19 protein-coding genes and 1 tRNA gene are annotated in these 25,564 nt (G+C 65.6%); 14 read left to right on the forward strand and 6 right to left on the reverse strand.

All coding sequences use genetic code 11. The features are described 5' to 3' along the window. Positions 1-35: 35 nt before the first annotated feature. The 4 genes from AruPA_RS01220 to AruPA_RS01235 all read left to right on the forward strand — a co-directional run bounded on the left by AruPA_RS01220 (position 36) and on the right by AruPA_RS01235 (position 4,746). Positions 36-785: a 3-deoxy-manno-octulosonate cytidylyltransferase gene (locus tag AruPA_RS01220; protein ID WP_265635112.1), complete on the forward strand. Its 750-nt coding sequence runs from the start codon at positions 36-38 to the stop codon at positions 783-785. After that, a complete protein-coding gene (locus AruPA_RS01225) occupies positions 782-1,645 on the forward strand; it encodes a prephenate dehydratase (protein ID WP_265634358.1) in 864 nt (287 codons plus the stop codon). The genes AruPA_RS01220 and AruPA_RS01225 overlap by 4 nt, the downstream gene beginning before the upstream one ends. Positions 1,646-1,833: 188 nt before the next feature. Then, positions 1,834-3,624, forward strand: a complete 1,791-nt coding sequence (locus AruPA_RS01230; protein ID WP_265634359.1) for a Hint domain-containing protein — start codon at positions 1,834-1,836, stop codon at positions 3,622-3,624. Positions 3,625-3,711: 87 nt separating this feature from the next. Then, positions 3,712-4,746, forward strand: a complete 1,035-nt coding sequence (locus AruPA_RS01235) for a YncE family protein (protein ID WP_265634360.1) — start codon at positions 3,712-3,714, stop codon at positions 4,744-4,746. A gap of 32 nt (positions 4,747-4,778) precedes the next feature. On the opposite strand, the gene hrcA is transcribed toward AruPA_RS01235, so the two are convergent. Next, the gene (gene hrcA, locus AruPA_RS01240; RefSeq protein WP_029314034.1) at positions 4,779-5,870 is read right to left on the reverse strand and encodes a heat-inducible transcriptional repressor HrcA; all 1,092 of its coding nucleotides are present in this window, start codon (positions 5,868-5,870) and stop codon (positions 4,779-4,781) included. A gap of 67 nt (positions 5,871-5,937) precedes the next feature. On the opposite strand from hrcA, the gene rph reads away from it, so the two are divergent. Both rph and rdgB read left to right on the forward strand, forming a co-directional pair. After that, the gene (rph, locus tag AruPA_RS01245; protein ID WP_265634362.1) at positions 5,938-6,669 is read left to right on the forward strand and encodes a ribonuclease PH; all 732 of its coding nucleotides are present in this window, start codon (positions 5,938-5,940) and stop codon (positions 6,667-6,669) included. Beyond that, complete coding sequence (gene rdgB, locus AruPA_RS01250) at positions 6,669-7,256, forward strand: RdgB/HAM1 family non-canonical purine NTP pyrophosphatase (protein ID WP_265634364.1); 588 nt, start codon at positions 6,669-6,671, stop codon at positions 7,254-7,256. The genes rph and rdgB overlap by 1 nt, the downstream gene beginning before the upstream one ends. Before the next feature lie 395 nt (positions 7,257-7,651). Here rdgB and gltB read toward each other — a convergent pair whose 3' ends face one another. The 3 genes from gltB to AruPA_RS01265 all read right to left on the reverse strand — a co-directional run bounded on the left by gltB (position 7,652) and on the right by AruPA_RS01265 (position 14,760). Beyond that, a complete protein-coding gene (gene gltB / locus AruPA_RS01255) occupies positions 7,652-12,190 on the reverse strand; it encodes a glutamate synthase large subunit (protein WP_265634366.1) in 4,539 nt (1,512 codons plus the stop codon). 5 nt (positions 12,191-12,195) lie between these two features. Next, positions 12,196-13,632, reverse strand: coding sequence for an NAD(P)-dependent oxidoreductase (locus tag AruPA_RS01260; RefSeq protein WP_265634368.1), 1,437 nt, complete (start codon positions 13,630-13,632; stop codon positions 12,196-12,198). A 186-nt stretch (positions 13,633-13,818) separates the two neighbouring features. Then, positions 13,819-14,760, reverse strand: coding sequence for a complex I NDUFA9 subunit family protein (locus AruPA_RS01265; RefSeq protein ID WP_265634370.1), 942 nt, complete (start codon positions 14,758-14,760; stop codon positions 13,819-13,821). A 151-nt stretch (positions 14,761-14,911) separates the two neighbouring features. On the opposite strand from AruPA_RS01265, the gene AruPA_RS01270 reads away from it, so the two are divergent. From AruPA_RS01270 to lptB, 6 genes are all read left to right on the forward strand, one after another. Continuing rightward, a tRNA-Leu gene (locus AruPA_RS01270) sits at positions 14,912-14,994 on the forward strand. A gap of 62 nt (positions 14,995-15,056) precedes the next feature. Further along, complete coding sequence (locus tag AruPA_RS01275) at positions 15,057-15,713, forward strand: ribonuclease D (protein WP_265634372.1); 657 nt, start codon at positions 15,057-15,059, stop codon at positions 15,711-15,713. Between the two features lie 72 nt (positions 15,714-15,785). After that, positions 15,786-16,823: an SIS domain-containing protein gene (locus AruPA_RS01280; protein WP_265634374.1), complete on the forward strand. Its 1,038-nt coding sequence runs from the start codon at positions 15,786-15,788 to the stop codon at positions 16,821-16,823. A gap of 2 nt (positions 16,824-16,825) precedes the next feature. Continuing rightward, complete coding sequence (lptC, locus tag AruPA_RS01285; RefSeq protein ID WP_265634376.1) at positions 16,826-17,569, forward strand: LPS export ABC transporter periplasmic protein LptC; 744 nt, start codon at positions 16,826-16,828, stop codon at positions 17,567-17,569. A gap of 92 nt (positions 17,570-17,661) precedes the next feature. Beyond that, entirely contained in the window at positions 17,662-18,645 is a 984-nt protein-coding gene (locus AruPA_RS01290; protein ID WP_265634378.1) for an LptA/OstA family protein, read from the forward strand. 47 nt (positions 18,646-18,692) lie between these two features. Next, positions 18,693-19,433, forward strand: coding sequence for an LPS export ABC transporter ATP-binding protein (gene lptB, locus AruPA_RS01295; protein WP_265635114.1), 741 nt, complete (start codon positions 18,693-18,695; stop codon positions 19,431-19,433). Between the two features lie 46 nt (positions 19,434-19,479). Here lptB and AruPA_RS01300 read toward each other — a convergent pair whose 3' ends face one another. Together AruPA_RS01300 and AruPA_RS01305 are read right to left on the reverse strand one after the other, a co-directional pair. Continuing rightward, positions 19,480-20,352: a retropepsin-like aspartic protease gene (locus tag AruPA_RS01300; protein ID WP_265634380.1), complete on the reverse strand. Its 873-nt coding sequence runs from the start codon at positions 20,350-20,352 to the stop codon at positions 19,480-19,482. A gap of 116 nt (positions 20,353-20,468) precedes the next feature. Beyond that, entirely contained in the window at positions 20,469-22,637 is a 2,169-nt protein-coding gene (locus AruPA_RS01305; protein WP_265634382.1) for a malate synthase G, read from the reverse strand. A gap of 141 nt (positions 22,638-22,778) precedes the next feature. Here AruPA_RS01305 and AruPA_RS01310 point away from each other — a divergent pair, with 141 nt between their 5' ends. Both AruPA_RS01310 and AruPA_RS01315 read left to right on the forward strand, forming a co-directional pair. After that, positions 22,779-23,993: a putative DNA modification/repair radical SAM protein gene (locus AruPA_RS01310; RefSeq protein WP_265634385.1), complete on the forward strand. Its 1,215-nt coding sequence runs from the start codon at positions 22,779-22,781 to the stop codon at positions 23,991-23,993. Beyond that, positions 23,990-25,396, forward strand: a complete 1,407-nt coding sequence (locus tag AruPA_RS01315) for a UdgX family uracil-DNA binding protein (RefSeq protein WP_265634387.1) — start codon at positions 23,990-23,992, stop codon at positions 25,394-25,396. Before AruPA_RS01310 ends, AruPA_RS01315 begins: the two co-directional genes overlap by 4 nt. The last annotated feature ends 168 nt before the right edge of the window (positions 25,397-25,564 follow it).

Genomic DNA, 25,564 nt, shown 5'->3' on the forward strand with positions numbered 1-25,564 from the left:
CAAGCGATAACGTGATCGCACGCAGGGAGGCCGCAATTCCATCACCGATCATCCTGATCCCCGCCCGGCTCGGCTCGACTCGCCTGCCCGGCAAACCGCTGGCCGACATCGCCGGCCTGCCGATGATCGTCCACGTCCTGCGCCGCGCCCAGGCCGCCGCGGTCGGGCCGGTGGTGATCGCCTGCGCCGAACCCGCCATCGCCGCAGCGGTGCGAAAGGCAGCCGGCATCGCGATCATGACCGATCCCGATCTGCCCAGCGGCTCGGATCGGATCGCCGCGGCCCTCGCCGAATTCGACCCGGCCCGCACGCATGACATCGTGATCAACCTGCAGGGCGACCTGCCGGGCTTCGACCCCGCCACCCTGCACGACCTGCTCGCCGTGCTCGATAACCCGGGCTTCGACATCGCAACCCTGGTCGCCCCGATCACCAGCCCGGATGAAGCCGCGGCCGATCAGGTGGTCAAAGCCGCCTGCGGCTTCGAAGCCGGCGACATCGCGCCCGCGCTCTATTTCTCGCGCCACATCATCCCCTCCGGCGCCGGGCCGCTCTGGCATCATGTCGGCGTCTACGCCTACCGCCGCGCGGCGCTCGAACGCTTCGTCGCCGCCCCGCCCTCGCCGCTCGAACGGCGCGAGAAACTCGAACAATTGCGCGCCCTCGAACTCGGCCTGCGGATCGGCGCCGCCCGCATCGCCCACGCGCCGTTCGGCGTCGACACGCCGGACGATCTGGCCCGCGCCCGCCGCGCACTCGCCGCCAAGGACATCACTGACCCATGACCGACACCATCGCCTTCCAGGGCGTCCCCGGCGCCTATTCCGATCTCGCCTGCCGCACCGCCTTCCCCGGCATGGCGACCCTGCCCTGCCAGACCTTCGAAGCCGCGATCGATGCGGTCCGCTCCGGTGCCGCAACCCTCGCCATGCTGCCGACCGAAAACTCCCTGTCCGGCCGCGTGCCGGACATGCACACCCTCCTGCCGGACTCGGGCCTGTCGATCATCGCGGAGCATTTCCAGCGCGTCGAGCATTGCCTGCTCGGCGTCCCCGGAACCACGCTGGCCGAGGTTCGGAAAATTCACTCCCACGCCGTCGCCCTCGGCCAGATCCGCGCCCTGGTCCGCGAGCTGGGCGCGCAAACCATCGTCGAGGCCGATACCGCCGGCTCGGCCGAGCTGGTCGCGCGCTGGAACCGGCCGGAAAGCGCCGCCGTCGCCTCGTCGCTCGCCGCCGAAATCTACGGGCTCGACATCCTCCGCCGCAACGTCGAGGACGCTGCCCACAACACCACCCGTTTCTACGTGATGGCGAAAACCCCCCGCCTGCCGCCGGTCGAGACCGATAACCTGATCACCAGCTTCGTCTTCCGCGTCCGCAACGTGCCCGCCGCCCTGTTCAAGGCGCTCGGCGGCTTTGCCACCAACGGCGTCAACATGACCCGGCTGGAAAGCTACATGGTCGGCGGCCAGTTCGCCGCCACCCAGTTCCTCGCCGAAATCGACGGCCACCCCGAACAGCGCGACGTCCGCCTCGCCCTCGAAGAGCTGAATTTCTTCTCCCGCGAAATCCGCATCCTCGGCGTCTACCCCGCCGCACCCTTCCGCCTGGCCCAGCGCGCCGCGCAGAGCGGTGCCGAATAAAACCTGGCGTTGCACGGAGCATCCGGCGGCGATTCGTTAGATAATGCACCATCATCGTCCCGGACCCGTCGAATTTCGTTGTGACCCGCGACCGGTTTTGCTAACACTCACGCCGATCGAGGCGCAATAACCGCCTCACGGGGCAGGCATCGGCGCAAAACACAACCGGTGATTGCCGGGAGAGCGTGATGACCGTGCCGAGCGAGACATTCAACCCGATCAGCGCCCCCGCCGCCGACTGGAGCGATCCGGCGAACTGGTCGGGTGGCGTGGTGCCGGGCGCCGGCGTCGCCGCCGCCATCGCCGGCACGACCGCCCTGCTCGACCCCGGGGTCACGATCGAGGCGAGCCTCGCCCTCGCCGGCGGTGCCGCGCTGAGCGGCAACGACGGCGCCGTGGTGCTCGGCTCATCGGCCGCACTCACCCTCTCGGGCAACGGTGCGCTCCTCGCGAACGATTCCGTGGTCAACCAGGGCGTCATCGCGCTCGGCGCGGCATCGAGCCTCAGCGTCGTGGTCGAGCTCGGCGCGCTCAGCGGCCTCACCGGCGCGGCGCCGCCCAGCTTCGCCAACACCGGCACCATCGCGCTCGCAACCGGCGCCACGCTCGCCATCACCGGCACCGAATTCGAAAACACCGGTACCCTGGCGCTCGCCGGCGGCACGCTCATGCTCGACGGCGGCGCGCTCGCCGGCGGCGGCACCATCGATCTCGCCGATAACGCGCTGGCCTGGCTGGGGGATGGCGTGGCCGACCAGCAAATCAGCTTCGCCGGCGGCACACTCGCCCTCGCCGATCCGCTGCTCGGGGCCGCGGTCTCGCTCACCGGCTTCACCAGCGGCGATGTCCTGCTGCTGCCGACCCTGGCGGACGCCCGCATCGCCGAGGCCAACGGCCAGGTCACCATCGAGACCGCGACCGGCGTCGTCGAAGGTAGTTTCGCGCTGGCCGGCACGCCGGCCCTCAGCGTCGTCGCCTCGGGCAGCGGCAGCGCCCTGGTCATCGCCGCGGCCAGCGCGCCCGCCCCGGGCAACGACCCGCCCTGCTTCGCGCGCGGCACCGCCATCCTCACCCCCAGCGGCTATCGGCCGGTCGAACAGCTTGCGGTCGGCGATCCGGTGATCACCGCGAGCGGCGGCATCCAGCCGATCGTCTGGGTCGGTCAGCACACGTCGGATCTCGCGACCCATCCCGCACCCCACCGGGTGCAGCCCATCCGCATCGCGGCCGGCGCGCTCGCGCACAGCGTGCCGCGCCGTGCCCTGCGGGTCTCGCCCGATCACGCCATCGCGCTGGACGGCGTGCTGATCCCCGCCAAACTGCTGGTCAACGGCGCCACGATCATCCAGGAACAGGATTGCCTCGCGGTCACCTATCACCACATCGAACTGCCCCGCCACGACGTCGTGCTGGCCGAAGCGGCACCCTGCGAAACCTATCTCGACACCGGCAACCGCGCGGGCTTCAGCACCGCATCCTCATGGCCGGTGCGGCAGAAACGCTGGGACCGCGATGCCTGCGCGCCGCTGGTCACCGCCGGCGGCCGCTTGCGCCGCAGCCGCGCCGCCCTGCACGACCGGGCCTGCGCGCTCGGCTTTACCCCGGCAGCCGCCGCCACGGTCAGTCTCTGGATCGATGGCCGGCCCGCCGCGCGCGATGCCGCCGGGCGCTTCGCCGTACCGCTGGTGCACGGTGGCCGCGCGGTCATCCGCTCGCACCGCTTCATCCCCGCGCATTTCGATCCTGCCTCGGATGACCGGCGCGAACTCGGCGTCGCCATCACCGCCCTGCGCGCCGGCCGCCGCCGCTTCAATCCGGACGATCTCGTCCATTCCGGCTTTCACCCCCGCGCCAGCGGCGATACCGCCCGCTGGACCGATGGCAACGGCGTGATCCATCTGCCGACCTGTGTGCGATCGATCGCGGTCGACATCGCTGGCCTGCCTCTCGCCTGGCAGCGCCCCGCACCGCCGCAGTGACAAATCAATGACACTGCGTCACCCCCGGTTGCATCCCGCACCGGGGCATTTCACAAACCGGGCATCGTTCAACATCAAGGATCATCGATGACACGATTCCGCCTGGCCCTCGCGCTCGCCGCGTCACTCCTGCCCGCGATCGCCGCCGCCGCCCCGCCGCACTTCGCCGTGACCGGCAGCATCCCGATCGCCGGCCCGGTGAAATGGGACTATCTGACCACCCAGCCCGGCACCAACTGCCTCTTTGCGGCGGAGGGCGATCGCGTCGTCGTGGTCGATACCGCGACCCGCAAACCCATCGCCACCATCGCCCCGATCGACGGCGCCCACGGCATCGCGCTCGCGCCGCGCCTCAATCGCGGCTTCGCAACCGCGGGCATCGCCGGCACGGTCACGATGTTCAACCTGAAAACCCTAAAACCCATCAAGACCATCGACGTCGCCCCCGGACCGGACGCCATCGCCTACGACCCCGCGACCGAACGCGTTTTCGTGCCCAATGAAAAAACCCAGGCGCTGATCGCGATCGATGCCCGCACCGGCAAAATCATCAAGCGCATTCCGTTCCACGCCGATCCCGAATTCATCGTCACCGATGGACGCGGCACCGCCTATCTCAACCTCAACTCGGCCGACCAGATCGCGGTGGTGAACACCCGCACCCTCACGATCATCCGGCGGATCGACGTGGCCCCCACCTGCCACGGCCCCACCGGTCTCGCGATCGATCGTGCCCGCGAACGGCTGTTCGTCTCCTGCCGCAATCACGCGGTCGATGTCGTCGCGGCGCGCTCCGGGCGCATCCTGGCAACCCTGCCGATCCCGGCATTTTCCGATGCGATGCGGTTCGACCCCTCACGCAACCTCGCCTTCGCCCCCAGCATCGATGGCACCCTCACGGTGATCGGCGCCGCCGGCAAGAGCGGCTATAAAATCGTCCAGACCCTGAAAACCGCGCCCACCGCCCGCACCATGGCGTTCGATCAGGCGACCCAGACCGCGTATCTCTCGGCCGCCACCATCGTCAAAACCCTGCCGCCGGCACCGGGCAAAACCTATGGCAGGCCCGTATTCGCACCGGGGAGCTTCCGCATCCTGATCGTCAGGGCCGAACACCATTGAGCCGAACCCAGCGCGTCCGGTGGGCCGCGCTGTCAGCCGAGCAGGCGGCCGATGACGCGGGCCGTGTAATCGACCACCGGAATGATCTTGCCGTAGTTGATCCGGCTCGGGCCGATCACGCCGATCGCGCCGACGATCCGATCATTCCGGTTGCGCGCCGGGGCGACCACCATCGACATGCCGGACGCCCCGAACAGGCCGCTCTCCGCGCCGATGAAAATCCGCACCCCGTCCGATTGTTCGGCCAGTTCCAGCAGTTTCAGCATGGTCTCCTGCGCCTCGAGCCGCTCGAACAATTGCTGCAGCGCGGCCAGCTTTTCGACCTGGTCGATATCGGCCAGCAACCGCCCCTGGCCGCGCACGATCAACGACCCGCCGCGCCCCTCGCCCGACCAGGTGGCGAGCCCGGCCTCGACAATGCCGGCCGCGATCGAATCGAGCGCCGAACGGTCCGCGGTCATGTCCGCCGCCACCCGCCGCCGCAGATCCGCCAACGACAGGCCGGACAATTGCGCGTTCAGATAATTGCTTGCCTCCTGCAACGCCGAAGGCGGCAGGCCGAGCGGCGTCTCGATCACCCGGTTCTCGACCTGGCCATCCGCCGAAACCAGCACCACCAGCGCCCGGCCGGAACTCAGCGGCACGAATTCGATATGCTTGATCGCGCCTTCCGATTTCGGCGCGAGCACGATCCCCGCCGCCGACGACAGGCCGGACAGCAGGGTGGATGCCTCGGTCAGCGTGTCTTGCACCGACCGGCCGGACTGCGCGAGCGCCGCCTCGATCCGCTCGCGCTCCTCATCGGACAATTCACCGAAATGCAGCAACCCATCGACGAACAGCCGCAAACCCCGGTCGGTCGGCAGGCGGCCCGCCGAAATATGCGGCGAGAACAGCAGTCCGGCCTCGGTCAGATCGGCCATGACATTGCGGATCGTCGCCGGCGACAGACCCAGCGGCAGCAGGCGCGATAATGTGCGGCTGCCCACCGGCTCACCGGTTTCGACATATTGCTCGACGATTTCGCGCAGCACCGCGGCCGATCGGGCATCGAGCCCGGGTGGCCGCTTGGTCGGGGCGCCTGACTGAAACGTGCGCGGCGGTCGCGGGGGTGACTGGTCCATCGGGCAAGAAGAGGCTATCGCGGGGCGAAAATCAAGTAATCGCAGCACCCTCACCGGAGAGCCTTTCATGAACGCCCCCACACGACCCAGCGGCCGCACGGCCGATGCGCTGCGCCGCGTTGAAATCGTCACCGGCTTCTCCCACCACGCGGAAGGCTCGGCGCTGATCCGGATGGGCGGCACCGAAGTGCTGTGCACCGCCAGCGTGGAGTCCCGCGTGCCCGGGTTCCTGCGCAACACCGGCCTCGGCTGGGTGACGGCGGAATACGGCATGCTGCCACGCGCCACCCACACCCGCGGCGACCGTGAAGCCGCACGTGGCAAGCAATCCGGCCGCACCCAGGAAATCCAGCGCCTGATCGGGCGCAGCCTGCGCGCCGTGGTCGATCGGAAATTGCTCGGCGAAATGAGCATCACCCTCGATTGCGACGTGCTGAACGCCGACGGCGGCACCCGCTGCGCCGCCATCACCGGCTCCTACGTCGCCCTCGCGCTCGCCATCAGGAAACTTCAGGCCAACAACGTGCTGAAGGCCAACCCGCTGATCGGCCAGGTTGCCGCGGTATCCTGCGGTATTTTCGAAGGCAGCCCGGTGCTCGACCTCGACTATGCCGAAGATTCCAACGCCGAGGCGGATGCGAATTTCGTGCTGACGGCCGCGGGCGGCATCGTTGAAATCCAGGCGACGGCGGAGCAGGCAACCTTCGACGACGCCGCATTCGCCGCCTTGCTCGGCCTCGCCCGCCAGGGCACCGCCGCCCTGTTCGCCGCCCAGACCGCGGCCATCGAGACGGCGTGATGCGGCTCGAACGCGGCCAGCGGTTGATCATCGCAACCCACAACCCAGGCAAACTCGCGGAGTTCGCCCTGCTGCTGGCACCGTTCGGATTGGACTGCGTCGCATCGAGCGCGCTGGGCCTGCCGGAGCCGGCGGAAACCGCGCCGGATTTCGCGGGCAATGCACAAATCAAGGCTCTCGAAGCCGCGCGCGCCAGCAATACCTGGGCGCTCGCCGATGATTCCGGCCTGCTGGTCAGTGCCATGGGAAACGCCCCCGGCGTGCACTCCGCACGCTTCGCCACCAAAGCCGGTGGCTACGATCAGGCGATGGCGCGCATCATCGCGGCGACCCGCACCAACGATCACGCCGCCTTCGCCTGCGCCATCTGCCTCGCCACACCGGATGGCAAAACCGCAACCTACCTCGGCTACTGCCATGGCCACATCGCCGCCACTCCCCGCGGCGCCAGCGGCTTCGGCTACGACCCGATCTTCATCCCCGCCGGCGCAACCCAGAGCTTCGGTGAAATGGACAAACCCACAAAAGCCGCCCTCAGCCACCGCGGCCGCGCCCTCAGGCAGTTCGTAGCGGCGCATTGCGGGTGATGCTGGCCGGTGGTGGGGGGCGCTTGAAGCAAGCAAGGCGGGGGGCTTTGCCCCCTCGACCCCCACTAAGGGCATCTCGGCGCTTACGCGGCCTTCGGCCACGGTCGCCTCGATCCCTTAGAACCCGCTAGTTTTAGGCAAGGGGAGGGCGCTGCCTCGGTGGCTAAGCTGATCTGGCTTGGGTCGCCTCCCCTTGCCTAAAACTAATGGATTTTAAAGCCCGGCGCGCGTCGCGCGCCTCATCGTATGATAGCGGGCATCTTGCCCGCGGGGCCTTTAACGGGGTCCAGGGGCGGAGGAGCCGAAGGTTCCAGCGATGCTCTTCATCGCTGGAACGGCTCCGGAGGGAGAGCCCTGGCCTTACTTGCTTCAGCCGCCCACACCACCGACGGGCATCACTCCGCCGGCACCAGCACGCGGTCTGCCGTCATCATTGGCACGGGCAGGAATTTTGCGTAATCGCGTGGGACGATCATCCAGAAATGTTGGATGGTGCGGTCCCATGCGTTCAGCAAGGCTTCGGCGTAGCGGCTCTGGGTTTCGCGGGCGTGTTCGGTGACCAGGGCGCGCAGGTGGTCGGCCCAGTAGGGCTCGGAAACGCGGTTCCACAATAGTGTTTCCGGGTTGATCCGCAGTTCGAAATCATCGTGGGCGTCGTAGACGAAGGCGATTCCGCCGGTGAAGCCGGCGCCGAAATTATCGCCGGTCGCTCCAAGAATGACCACGGTGCCCCCGGTCATGTATTCGCAGGCGTTCGAGCCTGAGCCTTCGATGACGGCGGTGGCACCGGAGTTGCGGACGGCGAAGCGCTCGCCTGCCTGGCCGGCGGCGAATAATTTGCCTGCCGTGGCACCATAGAGGCAGGTGTTGCCGATGATGGTGTTTTCGTTGCTGATCATGGTCGAGGATGGTGCCGGGCGCACCACGATGGTCGCACCCGACAGGCCTTTGCCGACATAGTCGTTGGCGTCGCCGAAGACTTCCAGTTTCAGCCCCTGGACCGCGAAGGCGCCGAGCGACTGGCCGGCGGCGCCGCGCAGGCGCACCGTGACGTGATCGGGTTTGAGGTCCATGCCCTTCATGGTCCGGACGATGCGTGATGAAAACTTGGTGCCGATCGCGCGGTGGGTGTTGCGGATGCCGTATTGCAGCTGCATTTTCTCGCCGCGTTCGAAAAACGCGCCGGCATCGGCGATCATCTGCGCATCGAGCGTTTCGGGCACTTCGTTGCGGCCTTCGAGCGTGCAGTAGCGTGCGTGCGGGCCGGGGTCGGCCTGGGCGAGGATCGCGTTCAGATCGAGGTCGTCGAGGATCTCGGAGCCGCGCGAGACCTGGTGGAGGTAGTCGGTGCGCCCGATCACATCTGCCAGATGGCGCACGCCGAGCGAGGCCAGGATATGCCGGACGTCCTCGGCCACGAACGAGAACAGATTGATGACTTTCTCGGGCGTGCCTTCGAACTTCGCGCGCAGGGCCTCGTCCTGCGTGCACACGCCGACCGGGCAGGTGTTGGAGTGGCACTGCCGCACCATGATGCAGCCCATGGCGACGAGCGATGCGGTGCCGATGCCGAATTCCTCGGCGCCGAGCATCGCGGCGATCACCACGTCGCGCCCCGTCTTGATGCCGCCATCGGTGCGCAGTTTCACCTTGTGGCGCAAGCGATTGAGCATCAGCACCTGATGCGCTTCCGACAAGCCCATTTCCCAGGGCAGGCCGGCGTATTTGATGGAGGTTTGCGGGCTTGCGCCAGTGCCGCCGGAATGGCCGGAGATCAGGATCGCATCCGCTTTTGCCTTAGCGACACCCGCGGCAATCGTTCCGATACCGGATCGTGAAACCAGCTTCACGCAGACGCTGGCCTGCGGGTTGATCTGTTTCAGATCATAGATCAGCTGAGCCAGATCCTCGATCGAATAGATATCGTGATGCGGCGGCGGGCTGATCAGCATGACGCCGGGTGTCGCGTGGCGCAGCTTGGCGATCAGACCGGTCACCTTGAAACCGGGCAACTGACCACCTTCGCCGGGCTTGGCACCCTGGGCGACTTTTATTTCGATTTCGCGACAATTATTGAGATATTCGGCGTTGACGCCGAACCGGCCGGAGGCGATCTGTTTGATCGCGGAGGATGCGTTATCGCCGTTGGCGCGGGGTTTCGCGCGCTCGGCATCTTCACCGCCTTCACCGGAATCCGATCGTGCGCCGATCCGGTTCATTGCGATCGAGAGCGTCTCATGGGCTTCGGGCGAGAGGGCGCCGAGCGAAATGCCTGGTGCGAGCAGGCGTTTTCTGATCTCGGTGATGCTCTCCACCTCATCGACGGGAATCGGCGTCAGACCCTCGCGGCGGAAATCGAGCAGGTCGCGCAGCGCGACGGGGGCCTGGCTGTGCACCGCATCGGCGTATTTTTTGTAGAGCGTGTAGCTATCGGTCGCGACCGCGGTTTGCAGCATGTGCACCATGCCGCCATCGAATGCATGGGTCTCGCCCTGGCGGCGCAGGCGATACACGCCGCCGACCGGCAGGGTCACCGCATCGGAATCCCATGCGGTCGCGTGCAGTTCGAGCAGTTTGTGGGCGATACCGGGCAGGCCGATGCCGGAGATTCGCGAGAGCATGCCTGGGAAAAACTCAGCGACCAAGGCGCGCGACAGGCCGATCGCCTCGAAATTGTAGCCGCCGCGATAGGATGAAATCACCGAGATGCCGAGTTTCGACATCACCTTGAGCAGACCCTTGCTCACGGCCTTCTTGTAGCGCCCGACGCAATCCTTCAGCGACAGCGTGCCGAACAGGCCGCGCCGGTGGCGGTCCGCGATGCTTTCCTGCGCGAGATAGGCGTTGATCGTGGTGGCACCGACGCCGATCAGCACGGCGAAATAATGCACATCCATGCATTCCGCCGCGCGCACGTTCAGGCTGGTGAAGGTTCGCAGCGACTGGCGCACGAGATGGGTGTGCACCGCGCCGGTCGCGAGGATCATGGGGATCGGCGCGTGGGTTTCGTTGAAGGCTTCGTCGGTCAGAATGACATGGGTGCGGCCGGCGCGGACACCTTCCTCGGCCTCGCGGCGGATGCGTTCGATCGCGGCGCGCAGCCCGGCCTCGCCGGCGGCGACCGGAAACGTGCAATCGACCACGCAGGCATTGACGCCCATGGTGCGGCGCATCGCATCGAACTCGGCGGTCGACAAAACCGGGCTGTCCAGCTGCAACAGATCGCATTGCTCGGAATCTTCATCGAGCACGTTGCCCAGATTGCCGAGTCGGGTCTTGAGCGACATGACGCGCGATTCCCGCAGGCTATCGATCGCGGGATTGGTCACCTGCGAGAAATTCTGGCGGAAGTAATGGTGCAGCCCCCGATAACGCTCGGATAGCACCGCGATCGGCGTATCATCGCCCATCGAGCCGATCGCCTCGCCCGCGTCCTCCACCATCGGGTGCAGGATCAGTTCGAGTTCCTCGAGCGTGTAGCCGACACCGAGCTGCCGGCGGCGGAGGTCTTCGCCGGCGAACAGCACGGGCTCCGGCGCATCGGTCTTCACGATGTGATCGATCACGGTGATCCGCTTGGTCCAGGCGCCAAAATCCTGTCGCGCCGCCAGCACATCCATCATTTCGTTATGGTGATAAAACCGACCGCTGGCGAGATCGACCGCGATGGTCTCGCCCGGACCGACATGGCCGCGTTCGACGATGCGGATTTCATCGAGCTTCACCATGCCGGTTTCCGAGCCGATGATCAGTAGATCATCGCTGGTCTTGGTAAAGCGCAGCGGGCGCAAGCCGTTGCGGTCGAGCCCGGCGATGGCGAAGCGGCCATCGGTCGCGGTGATCGCGGCCGGCCCGTCCCACGGCTCCATCACCGCGTTGCAATAGGCGATCAGGTCGCGATGGGCGGTCTTCATCGTGGCATTGCTGCCCATCGCTGGCGGGATCATCAGCGTCTTTGCCATCGGTGCGTCGCGCCCGCCGTGGATCAGCAGTTCGAACACGGCATCGAGCGTCGCGGTGTCGGAGCTGCCGGCCTGGATGACCGGCTTGATGTCATCGAGATGATTGTTGAGCACGGCGGCCGACAGGCGGGTTTCGTGGCTTTTCATCCAGTTGACGTTGCCGGCCAGCGTGTTGATCTCGCCGTTGTGCGCCAGCGTGCGGAACGGCTGCGCGAGCCGCCAGGTCGGGAACGTGTTGGTGGAGTAGCGCTGATGATAGATCGCAAAGCGTGAGATGAACCGGTCATCGAGCAGATCGGGGTAGAATTCGGTCAGGCTCTGGGCGAGGAACATGCCTTTGTAGATGATCGAGCGGCATGACAGCGAGCAGATATAGAGTTCGGGAATCTGCGCCTCGATCGCGGATTTTTCGATGCGGCGGCGAATGATGTAGAGATCGCGCTCGTAATCGGCTTCGGCCTTGCCGAGCGCGTTCCAGATCATGATCTGTTCGATTTCCGGCCGCGTTGCATTGGCTTTTTCGCCGATGCAGGCGACATCGATCGGCACCTGCCGCCAGCCGTAGATGCGGTAGCCGAAATTCAGGATCTCGGTTTCGATGATCTGGCGGCAGCGCTCCTGCGCGGAAAGATCGGTCTTGGGCAGAAAGACCATGCCGACCGCGATCGGGCCCTGGCGCATCCGGTCGCCGCCGCGCTCCACCGCATCGGCAAAGAAATCCTGTGGTATTTCCACGTGAATTCCCGCGCCATCGCCGGTTTTGCCATCGGCGTCGACCGCGCCGCGGTGCCAGACGGCCTTGAGCGCATTGATCCCCGCGAGCACCACGTCGCGGCGCTGCCGGCCGTCGAGCGCCGCGATCAGGCCGACGCCGCAATTGTCGTGCTCCTGCGCGGCATCGTAGCTGCCGGCGAGTTTGGCCACGTTGCTGTGCCAGGCTGCGAGAAATTCCGCGGCTGTCTCTTCGGTCATCGCCTTCACTCCGCTGCGGTCGCGAACGACGCGCTCTGTTCGAGATATTGATGCATCGCGGCCGCGGCGTCGCGCCCGTCCTTGATCGCCCAGACCACCAGGCTCGCGCCGCGCACGATGTCGCCGGCAGCGAACACGCCGGGCAGCGCGGTCATGAAATCCTTCGAGCCGACCTTGAGCGTTCCCCAGCGGGTCAGTGCCAGACCGGGCTCGTTGAAGGCGCCGGGCAGGTCTTCGGGGTCGAACCCCAGCGCCTTGATGACCAGATCCGCCTCGACCGTGAAGGACGACCCGGCGACCGGTTCGACGATCTGCCGGCCCGAGGCATCGGCGAGGCCGAGGTGCATCCGCACCGCACGCACGCCGGTGACGTGATCATCGCCCAGAAACGCCTCGGGTGCGGCGAGCCAGGTGAACTCGATGCCCTCGTCGATCGCGTTGGCCACCTCGCGCATCGAGCCGGGCATGTTTGCCCGATCGCGCCGATAGAGGCAGGTGACCGAGGCGGCGTCCTGGCGGATGGCGGTGCGCACGCAATCCATCGCGGTATCGCCGCCGCCGATCACCACCACGCGCTTGCCGGCGGCGTTGAGCAGGCCGGAGTCGTAATCGGGCACGTCATCGCCCAATCCCTTGCGGTTCGAGGCGATCAGATAATCGAGCGCCGGCACGATGCCGCGCAGGCCCGACCCCGGTGCTGCGATTTCGCGCGCTTTATAGACGCCGGTTGCGATCAGCACGGCATCGTGGCGGCCGCGCAGGGCCTCGAAGCTCAGCGTGCCGCCGATGTCCTGGTTCAGGTGAAACCGGATGCCACCGTCTTCCAGCCACAGGCGGCGGCGCTCGACGATCGGTTTTTCCAGTTTGAAGCCGGGAATGCCATAGATCAGCAGGCCGCCCATCCGGTCGTGCCGGTCATAGACATGGACCTGATAGCCCTGGCGGCGCAGCGCCTCGGCGGCGGCGAGACCGGCGGGGCCGGCACCGATGATGCCGATCGACTGCGCGCGTTCGCGCCGCGGGCGGATCGGCCGGACCCAGCCCTGCTCGAAGGCGGTATCGGTGATGAAACGCTCGACCGCGCCGATCGTGACGCTCTCGAAGCCTTTTTCGATCACGCAATTGCCTTCGCACAGCCGGTCCTGCGGGCAGATGCGGCCGCAGATTTCGGGGAAGGTGTTGGTCGCGGCGGAGATTTCATACGCCTCCTCCAACCGTCCCTCGGCGGACAGTTTCAGCCAGTCGGGGATGTTGTTCCCGAGCGGGCAGTGGATCTGGCAGAACGGAATGCCGCATTGGCTGCAACGGCTCGCCTGGGCGCTGGCGCCGGCCTGATCGAATTCCCGATAGATCTCGCCGAAATCCTCGCGCCGCTCCGCCACGCCGCGTTTCTGGGGCGGTTGCTGTGGCAGGCGGACGAATTGCTGCATGTGCTCGGTCATCGGCACAACTCCGTTTCCGTTATTTCACTGTTCGGATTTCGTTTATCCGATCAAACCGCCCGACACCAGCAATATTTGACCTATAGGACAGGATAGGTGTTACATTTATTTGTTTTTCTGCATTGCGCCCAGCGCCGATCGCGACCAATCGGTGCAAATAAGTCCCAAATCGGACCTATCTGGGATTCAGCCTGGTTTTCCCTTGCCGCCGACGCGGTAGCGCCGCAGATAATCGGGCACGATCAGGCGGATCGGTGTGGGCGTGATGCCGAGGTTCGCCAGCGTCAGCGCGCCGGGCGTGACCACGTTGTCCTGGCGCAGCAGCAATAATTGGTCGCGCGTGAGCAATTTGCCCGGCAGATGTTCCAGCACGCTCGCCTGCAGCACAGCGAGCCAGCGGGGCAGCGCGATCAACGCGCGATGCCGGCCGGTCTCGTGCAGGATGTAGGCCATCAGCGCACGGAAGGTTTCGATGTCGGGCCCGCCGAGTTCGTAGGTCTGGCCCATCGTTGCTGGCTGCGCGAGCGCCGCCATCACCGCCTGCGCGACATCGCCGACATAGACCGGCTGGAACCGGGTGTTGCCTTCGATCACCGGCAAAGCCGGCGCGATCGCGGCCATCGCGCCGAACCGGTTGAAAAACTGATCCTCCGGTCCGAACACGATCGAGGGGCGCAGGATCGTCGCGGTCGGAAATGCGGCGCGCACCGCGGCTTCGCCGGCGCCCTTGCTGCGCGCGTACTGGCTGGCGCTGGCGGGATCGGCGCCGATCGCCGAGATCTGGATCAGCCGGGCAACCCCGCCGGCGGCGGCGAGGCGCGCGATCAGGCCGGCGCCGGCGTGCTGCACGCGCTCGAAATCGCCGCGCCGCCGCTCGGCCAGAATCCCCACCAGATTGACCACGGCATCGGCCGATTCGACCGAACGGCGAACCGCCGCCTCGTTATCGAGCGGGGCATAAAGCGGCACGATCTGCCCGACGCTGCCGAGCGGTCGCAAAAACGCGCCGGCCTCGGTATTCCGCATCGCGGCACGCACCATATAGCCCTGGTCAGCCAAGCGCTTGACCACGTAGCGGCCGATAAAACCGGAGGCGCCGAATACCGTTGCGATCTTGCGCGATGCCATGAAATCTCCTGGGGTTGCTCCGGGAAATGGTCGCACGATCACCCGCGGCAAGACAACTGCCCGGCGGTAGGCGCATTGACGGGCGCAGGCGGCTTCGCTAAAGCGCGGCTCATCGGTTGCCGCCTCGTGACGCGGCGCTCGAAAGCCCCCTGCCCAGGTGGCGAAATGGTAGACGCGCAGGCTTCAGGTGCCTGTGGCCGCAAGGCTGTGGAAGTTCGAGTCTTCTCCTGGGCATTTGGGTGGGCCATTTCCGTGGGGCGACAGGCCGGTCCGTCATCATATTGTTGGAAAATCACATGAGCCAGACGCAGTTTGCCGCCGGCGCGACCATTCACATCCACCGCCACGACCTGCCGGATGGCATCACGTTCGGCCCGATGGTCGCGATCGATACCGAAACCATGGGCCTTGATCCCCGGCGCGACCGGCTTTGTCTGGTGCAGCTCTCGGCTGGTGATGGGACCGCGCATCTGGTGCAGATCATCCCGCCTGCCATGGGCGGGCGTGGGGCCGATTGCCCCAACCTGAAGGCGCTGCTGACCAACCCGGACGTGACCAAGATTTTTCACTTCGCCCGGTTCGATGTCGCGGCCCTCTACAACGGGCTCGGCGTGATGACCGCACCGGTGATCTGCACCAAGATCGCCTCGAAACTGATCCGCACCTATACCGACCGGCATGGTCTGAAGGATCTGTGCCGCGATCTGATCGGCGTCGATCTGTCCAAGCAGCAGCAGACCAGCGATTGGGGCGCACCCGAACTGACCGCCGAGCAATGCGCCTATGCCGCATCGGATGTGCTGCATCTGCACGCGTTGTGGGCGAAGCTCGATGCGTTGCTGGTACGGGAAAACCGGCGCGATATCGCCCAGGCCTGTTACGATTTCCTGCCGATGCGCGGCCGGCTCGATCTGCTGGGCTACGAGGACCCGGACCTGTTCAGCCACCGGTGAGCGCGCCGCCGATTACACTTGGTTGCGCCCTGATGAGTTGACCCGACGCGATCCATCGTCCCATACAGGATCATGAGTCTGAGGCAGACATTGGATCATCCCCGCATCGGCCGCAGGGCCGGGGGCGGCGATGACGAATCGGCGTCGGTGACGCACGATCTCGCGGTTGCGCGCGATGTGCTGAGCACCGAGGCGGATGCGTTGAAAGCACTGGCCGGCACGCTGGGTAGCGGCTTCTCGGCCACGGTTTCGCTGCTGCACGAAGCGGGCGGCCGGGTGGTGGTGACCGGCATGGGCAAATCCGGCCATGTCGCCCGCAAGATCGCGGCGACCCTGGCCTCCACCGGCACCCCTGCCCTGTTCGTGCATCCGGCGGAGGCGAGCCATGGCGATCTCGGCATGATCGTGCCAGGCGATGTGGTGCTGGCCCTGTCCAATTCCGGTGAAGCGGCGGAACTTGCCGACATCGTGACCCATGCCCGGCGGTTCGCGCTGCCGCTGATTGCGATCACCGGGCGCGCCGACAGCACGCTGGCACGGGCGGCGACACAGGTGCTGCTGCTGCCGAACGCGCCGGAGGCCGGGCCGATCGGCCTGGCGCCGACCACCAGCACGACCATGCAGATGGCGCTGGGCGATGCGCTGGCGGTGACGCTGCTGTGCCGGCGCGGCTTTACCGCGGCGGATTTTTCCTCGTTCCATCCCGGCGGCAAGCTCGGCGCCCGGCTCAAGCGGGTGAGCGATCTGATGCACACCGGCGCCGCAATCCCGCTCGCCGGGCCCGAGACCACCATGGACCGGGCGATCCTGCTGATCACCGAAAAGCATTTCGGCTGCCTCGGCATCGTCGATCCCGAGGGCAGGCTGCTCGGCATCGTGACCGATGGCGATATGCGCCGCGCCATGGGGCCGGATTTCCTGAACCGGCGGGCGGATGCCATCATGACGCGCACACCCCGCGTGATCGATGCGGCGGCACTCGCCGAGGACGCGCTGCACGACATGACGGCGCTGGACCCCAAGGTGATGTCGCTGTTCGTGGTCGATGCGGCGCGGCGCGTGATCGGGATCGTGCATATGCATGACCTGCTGCGCGCCGGGGTGGCGTGAGCATGACCCCGCCGATCGCACCCGAACGCGCTGGCGGCCCCGCCGATGCGCACAGCGACAAAAAACCGGGCTCGCTGTTGACCAGCGAGGGGATCATGGCGGCGCTGAGCCGCACGCGCGAAGAACAGCGCGCCGTGCTCAGGCGCCACCGCCGCACGGTGTCGATCTTCAAATACACGCTGCCGGCGGTCGCCGCCGTGCTGATCACGGCGCTCGCCGTGTTTCCGAATCTGCGCAATGGCGCCGCGATCGGCCGGATTTCGTACAAGAAACAGGCGGTTGCGGCCGGCACACCGCTCTCGCGCATGAGCGCGGCGCGGTATCGCGGCGTGGATGCGCAGGGCGAGAAATTCACCATCACGGCGCGGCGGGTCATCCAGGTCACGCAGGACCGGCTGAACCTGGTGGCGCCGAAGGGCGATCTGACCACCAAAGCCGGCAACTGGCTGATGCTGAACGCGCGCCGCGGCCTGTATCACCAGAACAGCCAGTTGCTCGACCTCGCCGGCAAGGTGACGCTGTACCGCCAGGACGGCACGGTTCTGCACACCAGCCGCGCCGCGATCGATATCAAGGGCGGCTCGGCCAAGGGCTCCGATCCGGTCAGGGCGTTCGGGCCGTTCGGCACGCTGCACGCGCAGGACGGCTTCGTTGCGACCAATCATGGCAGTGATATTCTGTTCAAGGGCGCTTCGCACGTGGTGCTTGATCAGGTCGCGGTTCCGGCCGTTGGAGGCGGATCGTGACGGTGAGGCAAGGCAAGGACTGCTTTTTTGTAAAAAAGCAGCAAAAAACTTTTGTTAATCTGGGCCATGGGCGGTTGCACCAGCACGGACTGATGGTTGAAAAGTTTTTTTGCTTCTTTTTTTCCAAAAAAAGAAGTGCTTCCTTCCTTCTCTTTTTTACCTGCGCAGCACCCCTGGCCGCCCAGGCCCAATCCCTCGGCTTCGGCGGCGGCTCCGGCCCGACGCCGGTGCCGATCAACATCACTGCGAGCAACGGCATCGCCTGGAACCAGACGGCGCACACCGTGACCGCGATGGGCAACGCCCAGGCAGTGCGCGGCAAGGTGACGGTGACGGCGGATCAACTGGTCGCGCATTATCAGCCGAAATCGGGCACCACGCCGCCCGCGACCAAACCCGCCGCGACCGATGGCGGGCTGGGCGGGCTCGATTCCGGCTCGTCGCAGATCACGCAGCTCGATGCGGTCGGCAATGTGCATATTTTCACCGCGACCGATCAGGCGTTCGGGGATCTGGCGGTGTTTCACATGGACCGGCACGAACTGGTTCTGACCGGCAAGCACCTGAAGCTGACGACGCCGACCGATACGGTGACGGCGCGCGATCAGATCCAGTATTGGTCGCAGGCGCGCAAGGCCGTCGCGATCGGCAACGCGCTGATCGTGACGAACGACCACCGATCGATCGCGGCGGATACGCTGACCGGCTATTTCATCGCGGCCGCGGCGCCGGGCGTCGCCGCGGCGAAACCATCGTCCGATCCGGACGATCAGGCGAGCAAGCTGCGCAAGGTCGTCGCGGTCGGGCATGTGGTGGTGCGGACGGCGACCGACATCGCGACCGGCGAGCACGGCGTGTATCATCCGGCGACCGGCATCGCGATTTTGACAGGTGACGTGCATATCACGCGTGGACCGAACGAATTGGCGGGGCAGCGCGGTCAGGTGAACATGAAAACCGGTATCGCGACCCTGATGGCGACCAAGGGCCATCGCGTCGAGGGCATGGTGCTGCCGAATTCCGCCCCTGGGCCTGCCGCGAAGTCGCCGCAATCTGCGCGGAAACCGGGATCATGAACGAGCAATCGCGCGTCAGCGAGGGCGGCTACCGCGAGCCGGCCGGCATGATTTCGACGCCATCGGGCGCGGGACTGGTCGCGACCGGTCTTGGCAAGAGTTTTCGCAAGCGCCCGGTTGTGCGCAACGTGTCGGTCACGCTGCGGCGCGGTGAGGTGGTGGGACTGCTGGGGCCGAACGGCGCGGGCAAGACCACGACGTTCTACATGATCGTCGGGCTGATCCAGCCGGACACCGGCTCGATCGTGCTGGATGGCGCGGATATCTCGACCTTGCCGATGTATCGCCGCGCCCGCCTCGGGGTTGGCTACCTGCCGCAGGAGGCGAGCGTGTTTCGCGGCCTGACGGTTGAGCAGAACATCATGGCGGCGCTGGAAGTGGTCGAGCACGACCGCGACCGGCGCGATGCGATGCTGACTGAATTGCTGGCGGAATTCAGCATTCTGCACCTGCGGCGCACCCCGGCCATTGCGCTGTCGGGCGGTGAGCGCCGCCGGGTGGAAATCGCCCGTGCGCTGGCCACCGGCCCCAGCTACATTCTGCTCGACGAACCGCTGGCCGGGATCGATCCCATCGCGGTCGGCGAGATCCGTGACATGGTGACCCAGTTGAAAGACCGCGGTCTTGGCGTGGTTATTACCGACCATAATGTGCGCGAGACGCTCGAAGTGATCGACCGGGCCTATATTCTGCACGACGGGCAGGTTTTGATGGAGGGTCTGCCGGATGAGGTCGTGGCGCATCCGGATGTGCGGCGCGTTTATCTCGGGGATCGGTTTATTCTGTAAAAGAAGGGTTCTTTTTTGCAAAAAAGAACCAAAAAACTTTTATCCGTTATCTTGCAAATAATTGATCGGTCGTGTTCGAGATATAGATCTCGTGATGGGCGATCAGATTGTCGCCGATCACCAGACGATTGTCGATCTGTGCCAGATGGCCACCGACGGCAATGATCGGGTGATGCCAGACGAGCCCGCCGAAGATGAGCGTCTTGAAGCGGTACAGTTTTGCGATGAAGATCTGGTTGCCGACGCCGCTGTATTTCCGCTCCCCCACGATCTGTGGATGCTCCGCAGCGAGGCCGGAGGCGTGGAACAGGTATTCCGACAGAAAACTGCTGGCCGCACCGGTATCAAGAATCGCGGTCAGGCGATGACCATCCAGCGTGACCGGAAATTTCGGTGCGCCATTGCCCGCCTTGCCGAAATCGACAGGGTGTAGTGCACCGCTCCATGGCACGATCGTGCCGCAATCGAACGTATCGACGAGAAACACCTGCTGCGCCGGCAGGTCGATGTAGATATCGTAATAACGCAGGATGTCGTTGCCGATCAGGCCGCCGAGATGCCGCCCATCGGGCAGTTTGTGGTCCGACAACGCGAGCACAGGCAGCAGGATCTTGCTGCCGCGCGCAGCACCGAGTTGAAAATCGCGCACCGTCGCGACCGAGGTGAACGTCGACCCGCCCGCGCCGGCGACCAGCAGCGATTTGCTGGCCTCGACCGGCAGATTGAGCGCGGTGGCGACCGACGGTGTCACGCTGGAAAACGCGCCACCGGTATCGATCACGATATCCACCGGCAACCCGTTCATCCGCGCGCGGACGATCGGCATCGGGCTGTTCGGAAAGGCGGTCTCGAGCAGGGCAACCGGCTTGGGTTTGCATACGCCCGATGAAGCACAACCGCCCATGGCCAGCATCATCATGATACCAGCCAGCACAAAAGCAAAATTCACAGACATCCCCCCTGATCGGCAAGCGATCAGGGGGGGGGAAATGTTACGATTCGTCCAATCACGTCACCGTGATCATGCGCTCGGCGTCAGGCGGCGGCTTTGGCCTCGCGGCGCCGGTCATGCAGGATGAATTCGGTATAGCCGTTCGGCTGGGTGCGGCCCTTGAACACCAGATCGCAGGCGGCCTGGAACGCGATGCCGTCGAAACCCGGTGCCATGGGCTTATAGAGCGGATCGCCGGCGTTCTGACCATCGACGACCGCGGCCATCCGCTTCATCGTCGCCATCACCTGCGCCTCAGTAACGATGCCGTGGTGCAGCCAGTTGGCGATGTGCTGGGCGGAAATCCGCAGGGTCGCGCGGTCTTCCATCAGTGCCACGTTGTGAATATCGGGCACTTTCGAGCAGCCGATCCCCTGGTCGATCCAGCGCACCACATAGCCGAGAATGCCCTGCGCGTTGTTGTCGAGCTCCTGCTGAATATCGTCCGGTTGCCAGTTCGGCCGGCCGGCCAGCGGGATCGTCAGCAGATCGTTCAGCGAACCCATCGGGCGGGATTTCAGCTCGGTCTGGCGGGCTGCGATATCGACCTTGTGGTAGTGCAGCGCATGCAGCGTCGCCGCGGTAGGCGATGGCACCCAGGCGGTGTTCGCACCGGCGCGCGGATGGCCGATTTTCTGCTCTAGCATCGCGGCCATCGCATCCGGCGCCGCCCACATGCCCTTGCCGATCTGGGCGCGGCCGGGCAGGCCGCAGGCGATGCCGATATCGACGTTGCGATCCTCGTAGGATTTGATCCACGGCGTGTTTTTGATCTCGTTCTTGCGGATCATTGGCCCCGCTTCGATCGAGGTGTGGATTTCATCGCCGGTGCGGTCGAGAAAGCCGGTGTTGATGAAAAAGATGCGGTGCCGTGCGGCCTCGATACAGGCGGCGAGATTGGCCGAGGTGCGGCGTTCCTCGTCCATGATGCCCATTTTGATCGTGTTCGCCGGCAGATGCAGCAGGGTCTCCACCGCGCCGAACAGCGCATTGGCGTAGGCGACTTCGTGGGCGCCGTGCATCTTTGGTTTGACGATGTAGATCGATCCCGCGCGCGAGTTTTTCAGCCCCGCGGTGCGTTTGAGGTCGTGCAGCCCGCACAGCGCGGTCACCACGAGATCGAGCATGGTCTCGGGGATCGGGTTGCCGGCGGCATCGAGCACGGTGTCGGTGTAGATATGATGCCCGACATTGCGGATGAGCATCAGCACGCGGCCAGGCAGTGTGAATTCGGTGCCATCCGGCGCGGTATAGACCCGGTCGGCGGCGAGGCGGCGGGTGAAGCGCGTGCCGCCTTTTTCGACCTGCTCTTCGAGCGTGCCGTTCATCAGACCGAGCCAGTTGCGATAGACCACCACCTTGTCCTCGGCATCGACCGCGGCAACGCTGTCCTCGGCGTCCATGATCGAGCTGATGGCGGATTCGATCACCAGATCGGCGATGCCGGCCGGATCGGTCTTGCCGATCGTGTTGGTCGGATCGATCACGATTTCGACGTGCAGATTGTGATTGCGCAGCAGGATCGCGGTCGGTTTTGCCGGATCGCCACGGTAGCCGGCGAATTGCGCGCCGTGCTTGATGCCGGTTTCCCCGCGTTCGAGCACGACCGCGAGATGGCCGTTATGGATGTGATAGCCGCGCGCCTCCTTGTGGCTGCCGACCGAGAGCGGAAAATTCGCATCGAGAAACGCCCGCGCGCGCGCAACCACGGCGGCACCGCGCTTTTCGTTGTAGGTCCTGCCCCGCTCCTGACCCTCCGACTCGGGGATCGCATCGGTGCCATAAAGCGCATCGTACAGGCTGCCCCAGCGCGCGTTGGCGGCATTCAGCGCGTAGCGCGCGTTCATCACCGGCACCACCAGCTGCGGGCCGGCGATGGTGGCGATTTCCGCATCGACCATGCTGGTGCTGACCGCGAATGTCGAAGGCTCGGGCTGCAGATAGCCGATTTCACGCAGAAACGCCTGATATGCCGCCTGATCGATCGGCTGCGCCTTGTGGGTACGGTGCCACTGATCGATCGCGGTCTGCAAACGGTCACGCTCGGCCATCAGCTCGGCATTGCGCGGCGCGTGTTTGGCGATCAGCGCGCTGAAACCGCGCCAGAATTCGCTCGGCTCCAGCCCGGTGCCCGGCAATGCTTCGGAAGCGATGAAATGGTGCAGCGGTGCAGCGATTTTGATGCTACCCGCATCGATATAGGTTTGGCTCATAAAGGGGGTCTCCATCCGTTGCGGTGGTTTTGGCCAAACGCCACGCGCTTGTCGAGTGGGCGGAACCCGCAGGCTGACACCCTCCTCTTGCAACCGCCATTTTACGAACATATAGTGAACAAATGATTGGTGGTTGTTTCGATGGATGAAGCGCTCGACGCAAAACTGCGGATCCTGACCGATGCCGCGAAATACGATGCGTCCTGCGCCTCGTCGGGCGGTAAAAAACGCGCCGCGGGAAAGTCCGGCATCGGTTCGACCACCGGCTCGGGCATCTGCCACTCCTACACGCCCGACGGCCGCTGCATTTCGCTGCTGAAGATCCTGCTGACCAATTACTGCCTGTTCGACTGCGCCTATTGCATCAACCGCCGCTCCTCCAACACCAGGCGCGCCCGCTTCACCGTGGCGGAAGTGGTGTCCCTCACCCTCGGGTTCTACAAGCGCAATTATATCGAGGGGTTGTTCCTCTCGTCCGGCATCATCCGCTCGCCCGATTACACGATGGAGCAGATGATGCTGGTGGCGAAAACCCTGCGCAACGAGCATGGATTCGCCGGCTACATCCATCTGAAAACCATTCCCGAGGCCAATCCCTGGCTGATCGAACAGGCCGGGCTGTTCGCGGACCGGCTCTCGATCAATCTCGAACTGCCGCTGCAGAAAAGCCTCGAGGATCTCGCGCCCGAAAAGAACACCGCGACCATCAAGACCGCGATGGGGCAGATGCGCGAACGCATCGTCGAGGCAAAAGAGGAACGCCGGCATTTCGCGCCGGCCGGGCAGAGCACGCAGTTGATCGTCGGCGCCGATGCCGCGACCGACGACATCGTGCTGACGACGAGCGCATCGCTCTACAAAAACTACGCCCTCAAGCGCGTCTATTATTCCGCGTTCAGCCCGATCCCCGAGGCGAGCCGATTCCTGCCCGCCAAATCGCCGCCCTTGCAGCGCGAGCACCGGCTGTATCAGGCGGATTGGCTGCTGCGCTATTACGGCTTCACCGTGCCTGAAATCACCGACGGCGGCGATCACGGCATGCTCGACCTCGATATCGACCCGAAACTCGCCTGGGCCTTGAAACACCGCGCGCTGTTTCCGGTCGATGTGAACACCGCGCCGCGCGAAATGCTGTTGCGGGTGCCGGGGCTGGGCACGCGCGCGGTGGATCGCATCCTCGCCGCACGGCGGCACATGCGTCTGCGGCTCGATGACATCGCCCGCCTGACCAGCGGGCTGAAACGGCTGCGACCGTTCCTGATCACGCTCGACCATCGCCCCACCCGGCTGATCGACCGCGCCGATCTGCGGCAAAGCCTGGTCGCACCGCCGGTGCAACCGAGCCTGTTCGATTGAACACAGCCGTCACCCTCGCCGCCGGCGCCGACCAGGACGGGTTTCGCCTGGCGGTCCGGCGCCTGCTCGCCGCCGATGTCGCGCCGGATGCCGTGGTCTGGGGCACGCCGGATGCGGGCGATCTGTTCGGCGGCACGCTGACCGGCGATGCGCCGCCGGTCATGCTGCCGCGGGCACTCGCCGCGATGATCACGCCGGTGGTCTGCCATCGTGATCCCGAACGCTACGCCCTGCTGTATCGGCTGATCTGGCGGATGCGGCACGGCGAGCCCGCCCTGCTTGCCAACCCCGCCGACCCGCTGGTCCGCCGGCTGGAGACGATGCGCAAAGCCATCCGCCGCGATCTGCACAAAATGCACGCCTTCGTGCGGTTCCGCGAAACCATCGCGCCCGATGGCACGGCGCGCTACATCGCCTGGTTCGAGCCGGATCATTACATCGTCGAAGCGACGGCGGGATTCTTTGTCGAACGATTCCGCGGCATGATCTGGGCCATTCTCACCCCGGTCGGCTCGCTGTTCTGGGATACCGAACGCCTCGCGATCGGTGGCGCCGGCAGCAAGGACCACCTGCCGGCCGATGACGCGTTCGAGGCCGGCTGGTGCAGCTATTACGAAAGCATCTTCAATCCCGCGCGGCTCAACACGGTCGCAATGCGCAGCGAAATGGCCGGCAAATACTGGCACAATTTGCCCGAAGCGCGCTTGATCCCCGCCCTCGTGCGCGGCGCACCGGAGCGGCTGCGCGAAATGGTCGCGCGCGAAGCCACCGCCCCGGTCCATCGCGACCCGACGCGCGCGGTCGCCGCCATGACCAGGCAAAACCCGCAATCCCTCGCCGATCTCAACCGCATCATCGCCGCCGCCCCCGGCCTCGTGCCGGGCTCAGCACGCGCGGTGCTCGGCGAAGGCCCGGTCGGGGCGGCGATCATGCTGGTCGGCGAACAACCGGGCGACGCCGAAGACATCGCCGGCCGCCCCTTCGTCGGCCCGGCCGGGCAGATGCTCGATCGCGCCCTGGCCGCCGCCGGGATCGATCGCACCACCACCTACCTCACCAACGCGGTCAAACATTTCAAATACCAGCAACGCGGCAAACGCCGGCTGCACGCATCGCCCACCACGAGCGAAGTGAAACATTACCGCTGGTGGCTGATGCAGGAACTCGGCTTCGTGCAGCCCAAACTGGTCGTGGCCCTCGGCGCAACCGCGCTGCTCGCCCTCACCGGCCAGCCCCTGCCGCTGCTGCGCAACCGCGGCCCGATCAGTTTCGACGGCCAGGCCGGCTTCGTCACAACCCACCCCGCCTACCTGCTGCGCCTGCCCGATCCCGCCACCCAACAAACCGCCTACACCGCCTTCGTCGCCGACCTCCAACACGCCCGATCCTTGGCCTCCGCGTGATAACCCGATGCCTGCCGTTTTGGGGGCGCTTTGGGCAAGCAAGGCCAGGGGCTCTGCCCCTGGACCCCGTTAAAGGCGGAGCCTTTAAAATCCATTAGTTTTAGGTAAGGGGAGGGCGCTGCCTCGGACTTTTCGCCGATCTGGCCTGTGTCGCCCTCCCCTTACCTA

The sequence above is a fragment of the Acidiphilium sp. PA genome, assembly GCF_026191915.1.
Classification (GTDB): domain Bacteria; phylum Pseudomonadota; class Alphaproteobacteria; order Acetobacterales; family Acetobacteraceae; genus Acidiphilium.

Bases quoted from the DNA above. Each gene is read 5' to 3' on its own strand.
- AruPA_RS01275 (WP_265634372.1), top strand. From the start codon at position 15,057: ATGAGCCAGACGCAGTTTGCCGCCGGCGCGACCATTCACATCCACCGC.
- AruPA_RS01300 (WP_265634380.1), bottom strand. From the start codon at position 20,352: ATGATGATGCTGGCCATGGGCGGTTGTGCTTCATCGGGCGTATGCAAA.
- AruPA_RS01235 (WP_265634360.1), top strand. From the start codon at position 3,712: ATGACACGATTCCGCCTGGCCCTCGCGCTCGCCGCGTCACTCCTGCCC.
- AruPA_RS01290 (WP_265634378.1), top strand. From the start codon at position 17,662: ATGGTTGAAAAGTTTTTTTGCTTCTTTTTTTCCAAAAAAAGAAGTGCT.
- AruPA_RS01310 (WP_265634385.1), top strand. From the start codon at position 22,779: ATGGATGAAGCGCTCGACGCAAAACTGCGGATCCTGACCGATGCCGCG.
- lptB (WP_265635114.1), top strand. From the start codon at position 18,693: ATGATTTCGACGCCATCGGGCGCGGGACTGGTCGCGACCGGTCTTGGC.
- AruPA_RS01260 (WP_265634368.1), bottom strand. From the start codon at position 13,632: ATGACCGAGCACATGCAGCAATTCGTCCGCCTGCCACAGCAACCGCCC.
- AruPA_RS01265 (WP_265634370.1), bottom strand. From the start codon at position 14,760: ATGGCATCGCGCAAGATCGCAACGGTATTCGGCGCCTCCGGTTTTATC.
- lptC (WP_265634376.1), top strand. From the start codon at position 16,826: ATGACCCCGCCGATCGCACCCGAACGCGCTGGCGGCCCCGCCGATGCG.
- hrcA (WP_029314034.1), bottom strand. From the start codon at position 5,870: ATGGACCAGTCACCCCCGCGACCGCCGCGCACGTTTCAGTCAGGCGCC.
- AruPA_RS01305 (WP_265634382.1), bottom strand. From the start codon at position 22,637: ATGAGCCAAACCTATATCGATGCGGGTAGCATCAAAATCGCTGCACCG.
- rdgB (WP_265634364.1), top strand. From the start codon at position 6,669: ATGCGGCTCGAACGCGGCCAGCGGTTGATCATCGCAACCCACAACCCA.
- AruPA_RS01225 (WP_265634358.1), top strand. From the start codon at position 782: ATGACCGACACCATCGCCTTCCAGGGCGTCCCCGGCGCCTATTCCGAT.
- AruPA_RS01280 (WP_265634374.1), top strand. From the start codon at position 15,786: ATGAGTCTGAGGCAGACATTGGATCATCCCCGCATCGGCCGCAGGGCC.
- gltB (WP_265634366.1), bottom strand. From the start codon at position 12,190: ATGACCGAAGAGACAGCCGCGGAATTTCTCGCAGCCTGGCACAGCAAC.
- AruPA_RS01230 (WP_265634359.1), top strand. From the start codon at position 1,834: ATGACCGTGCCGAGCGAGACATTCAACCCGATCAGCGCCCCCGCCGCC.
- rph (WP_265634362.1), top strand. From the start codon at position 5,938: ATGAACGCCCCCACACGACCCAGCGGCCGCACGGCCGATGCGCTGCGC.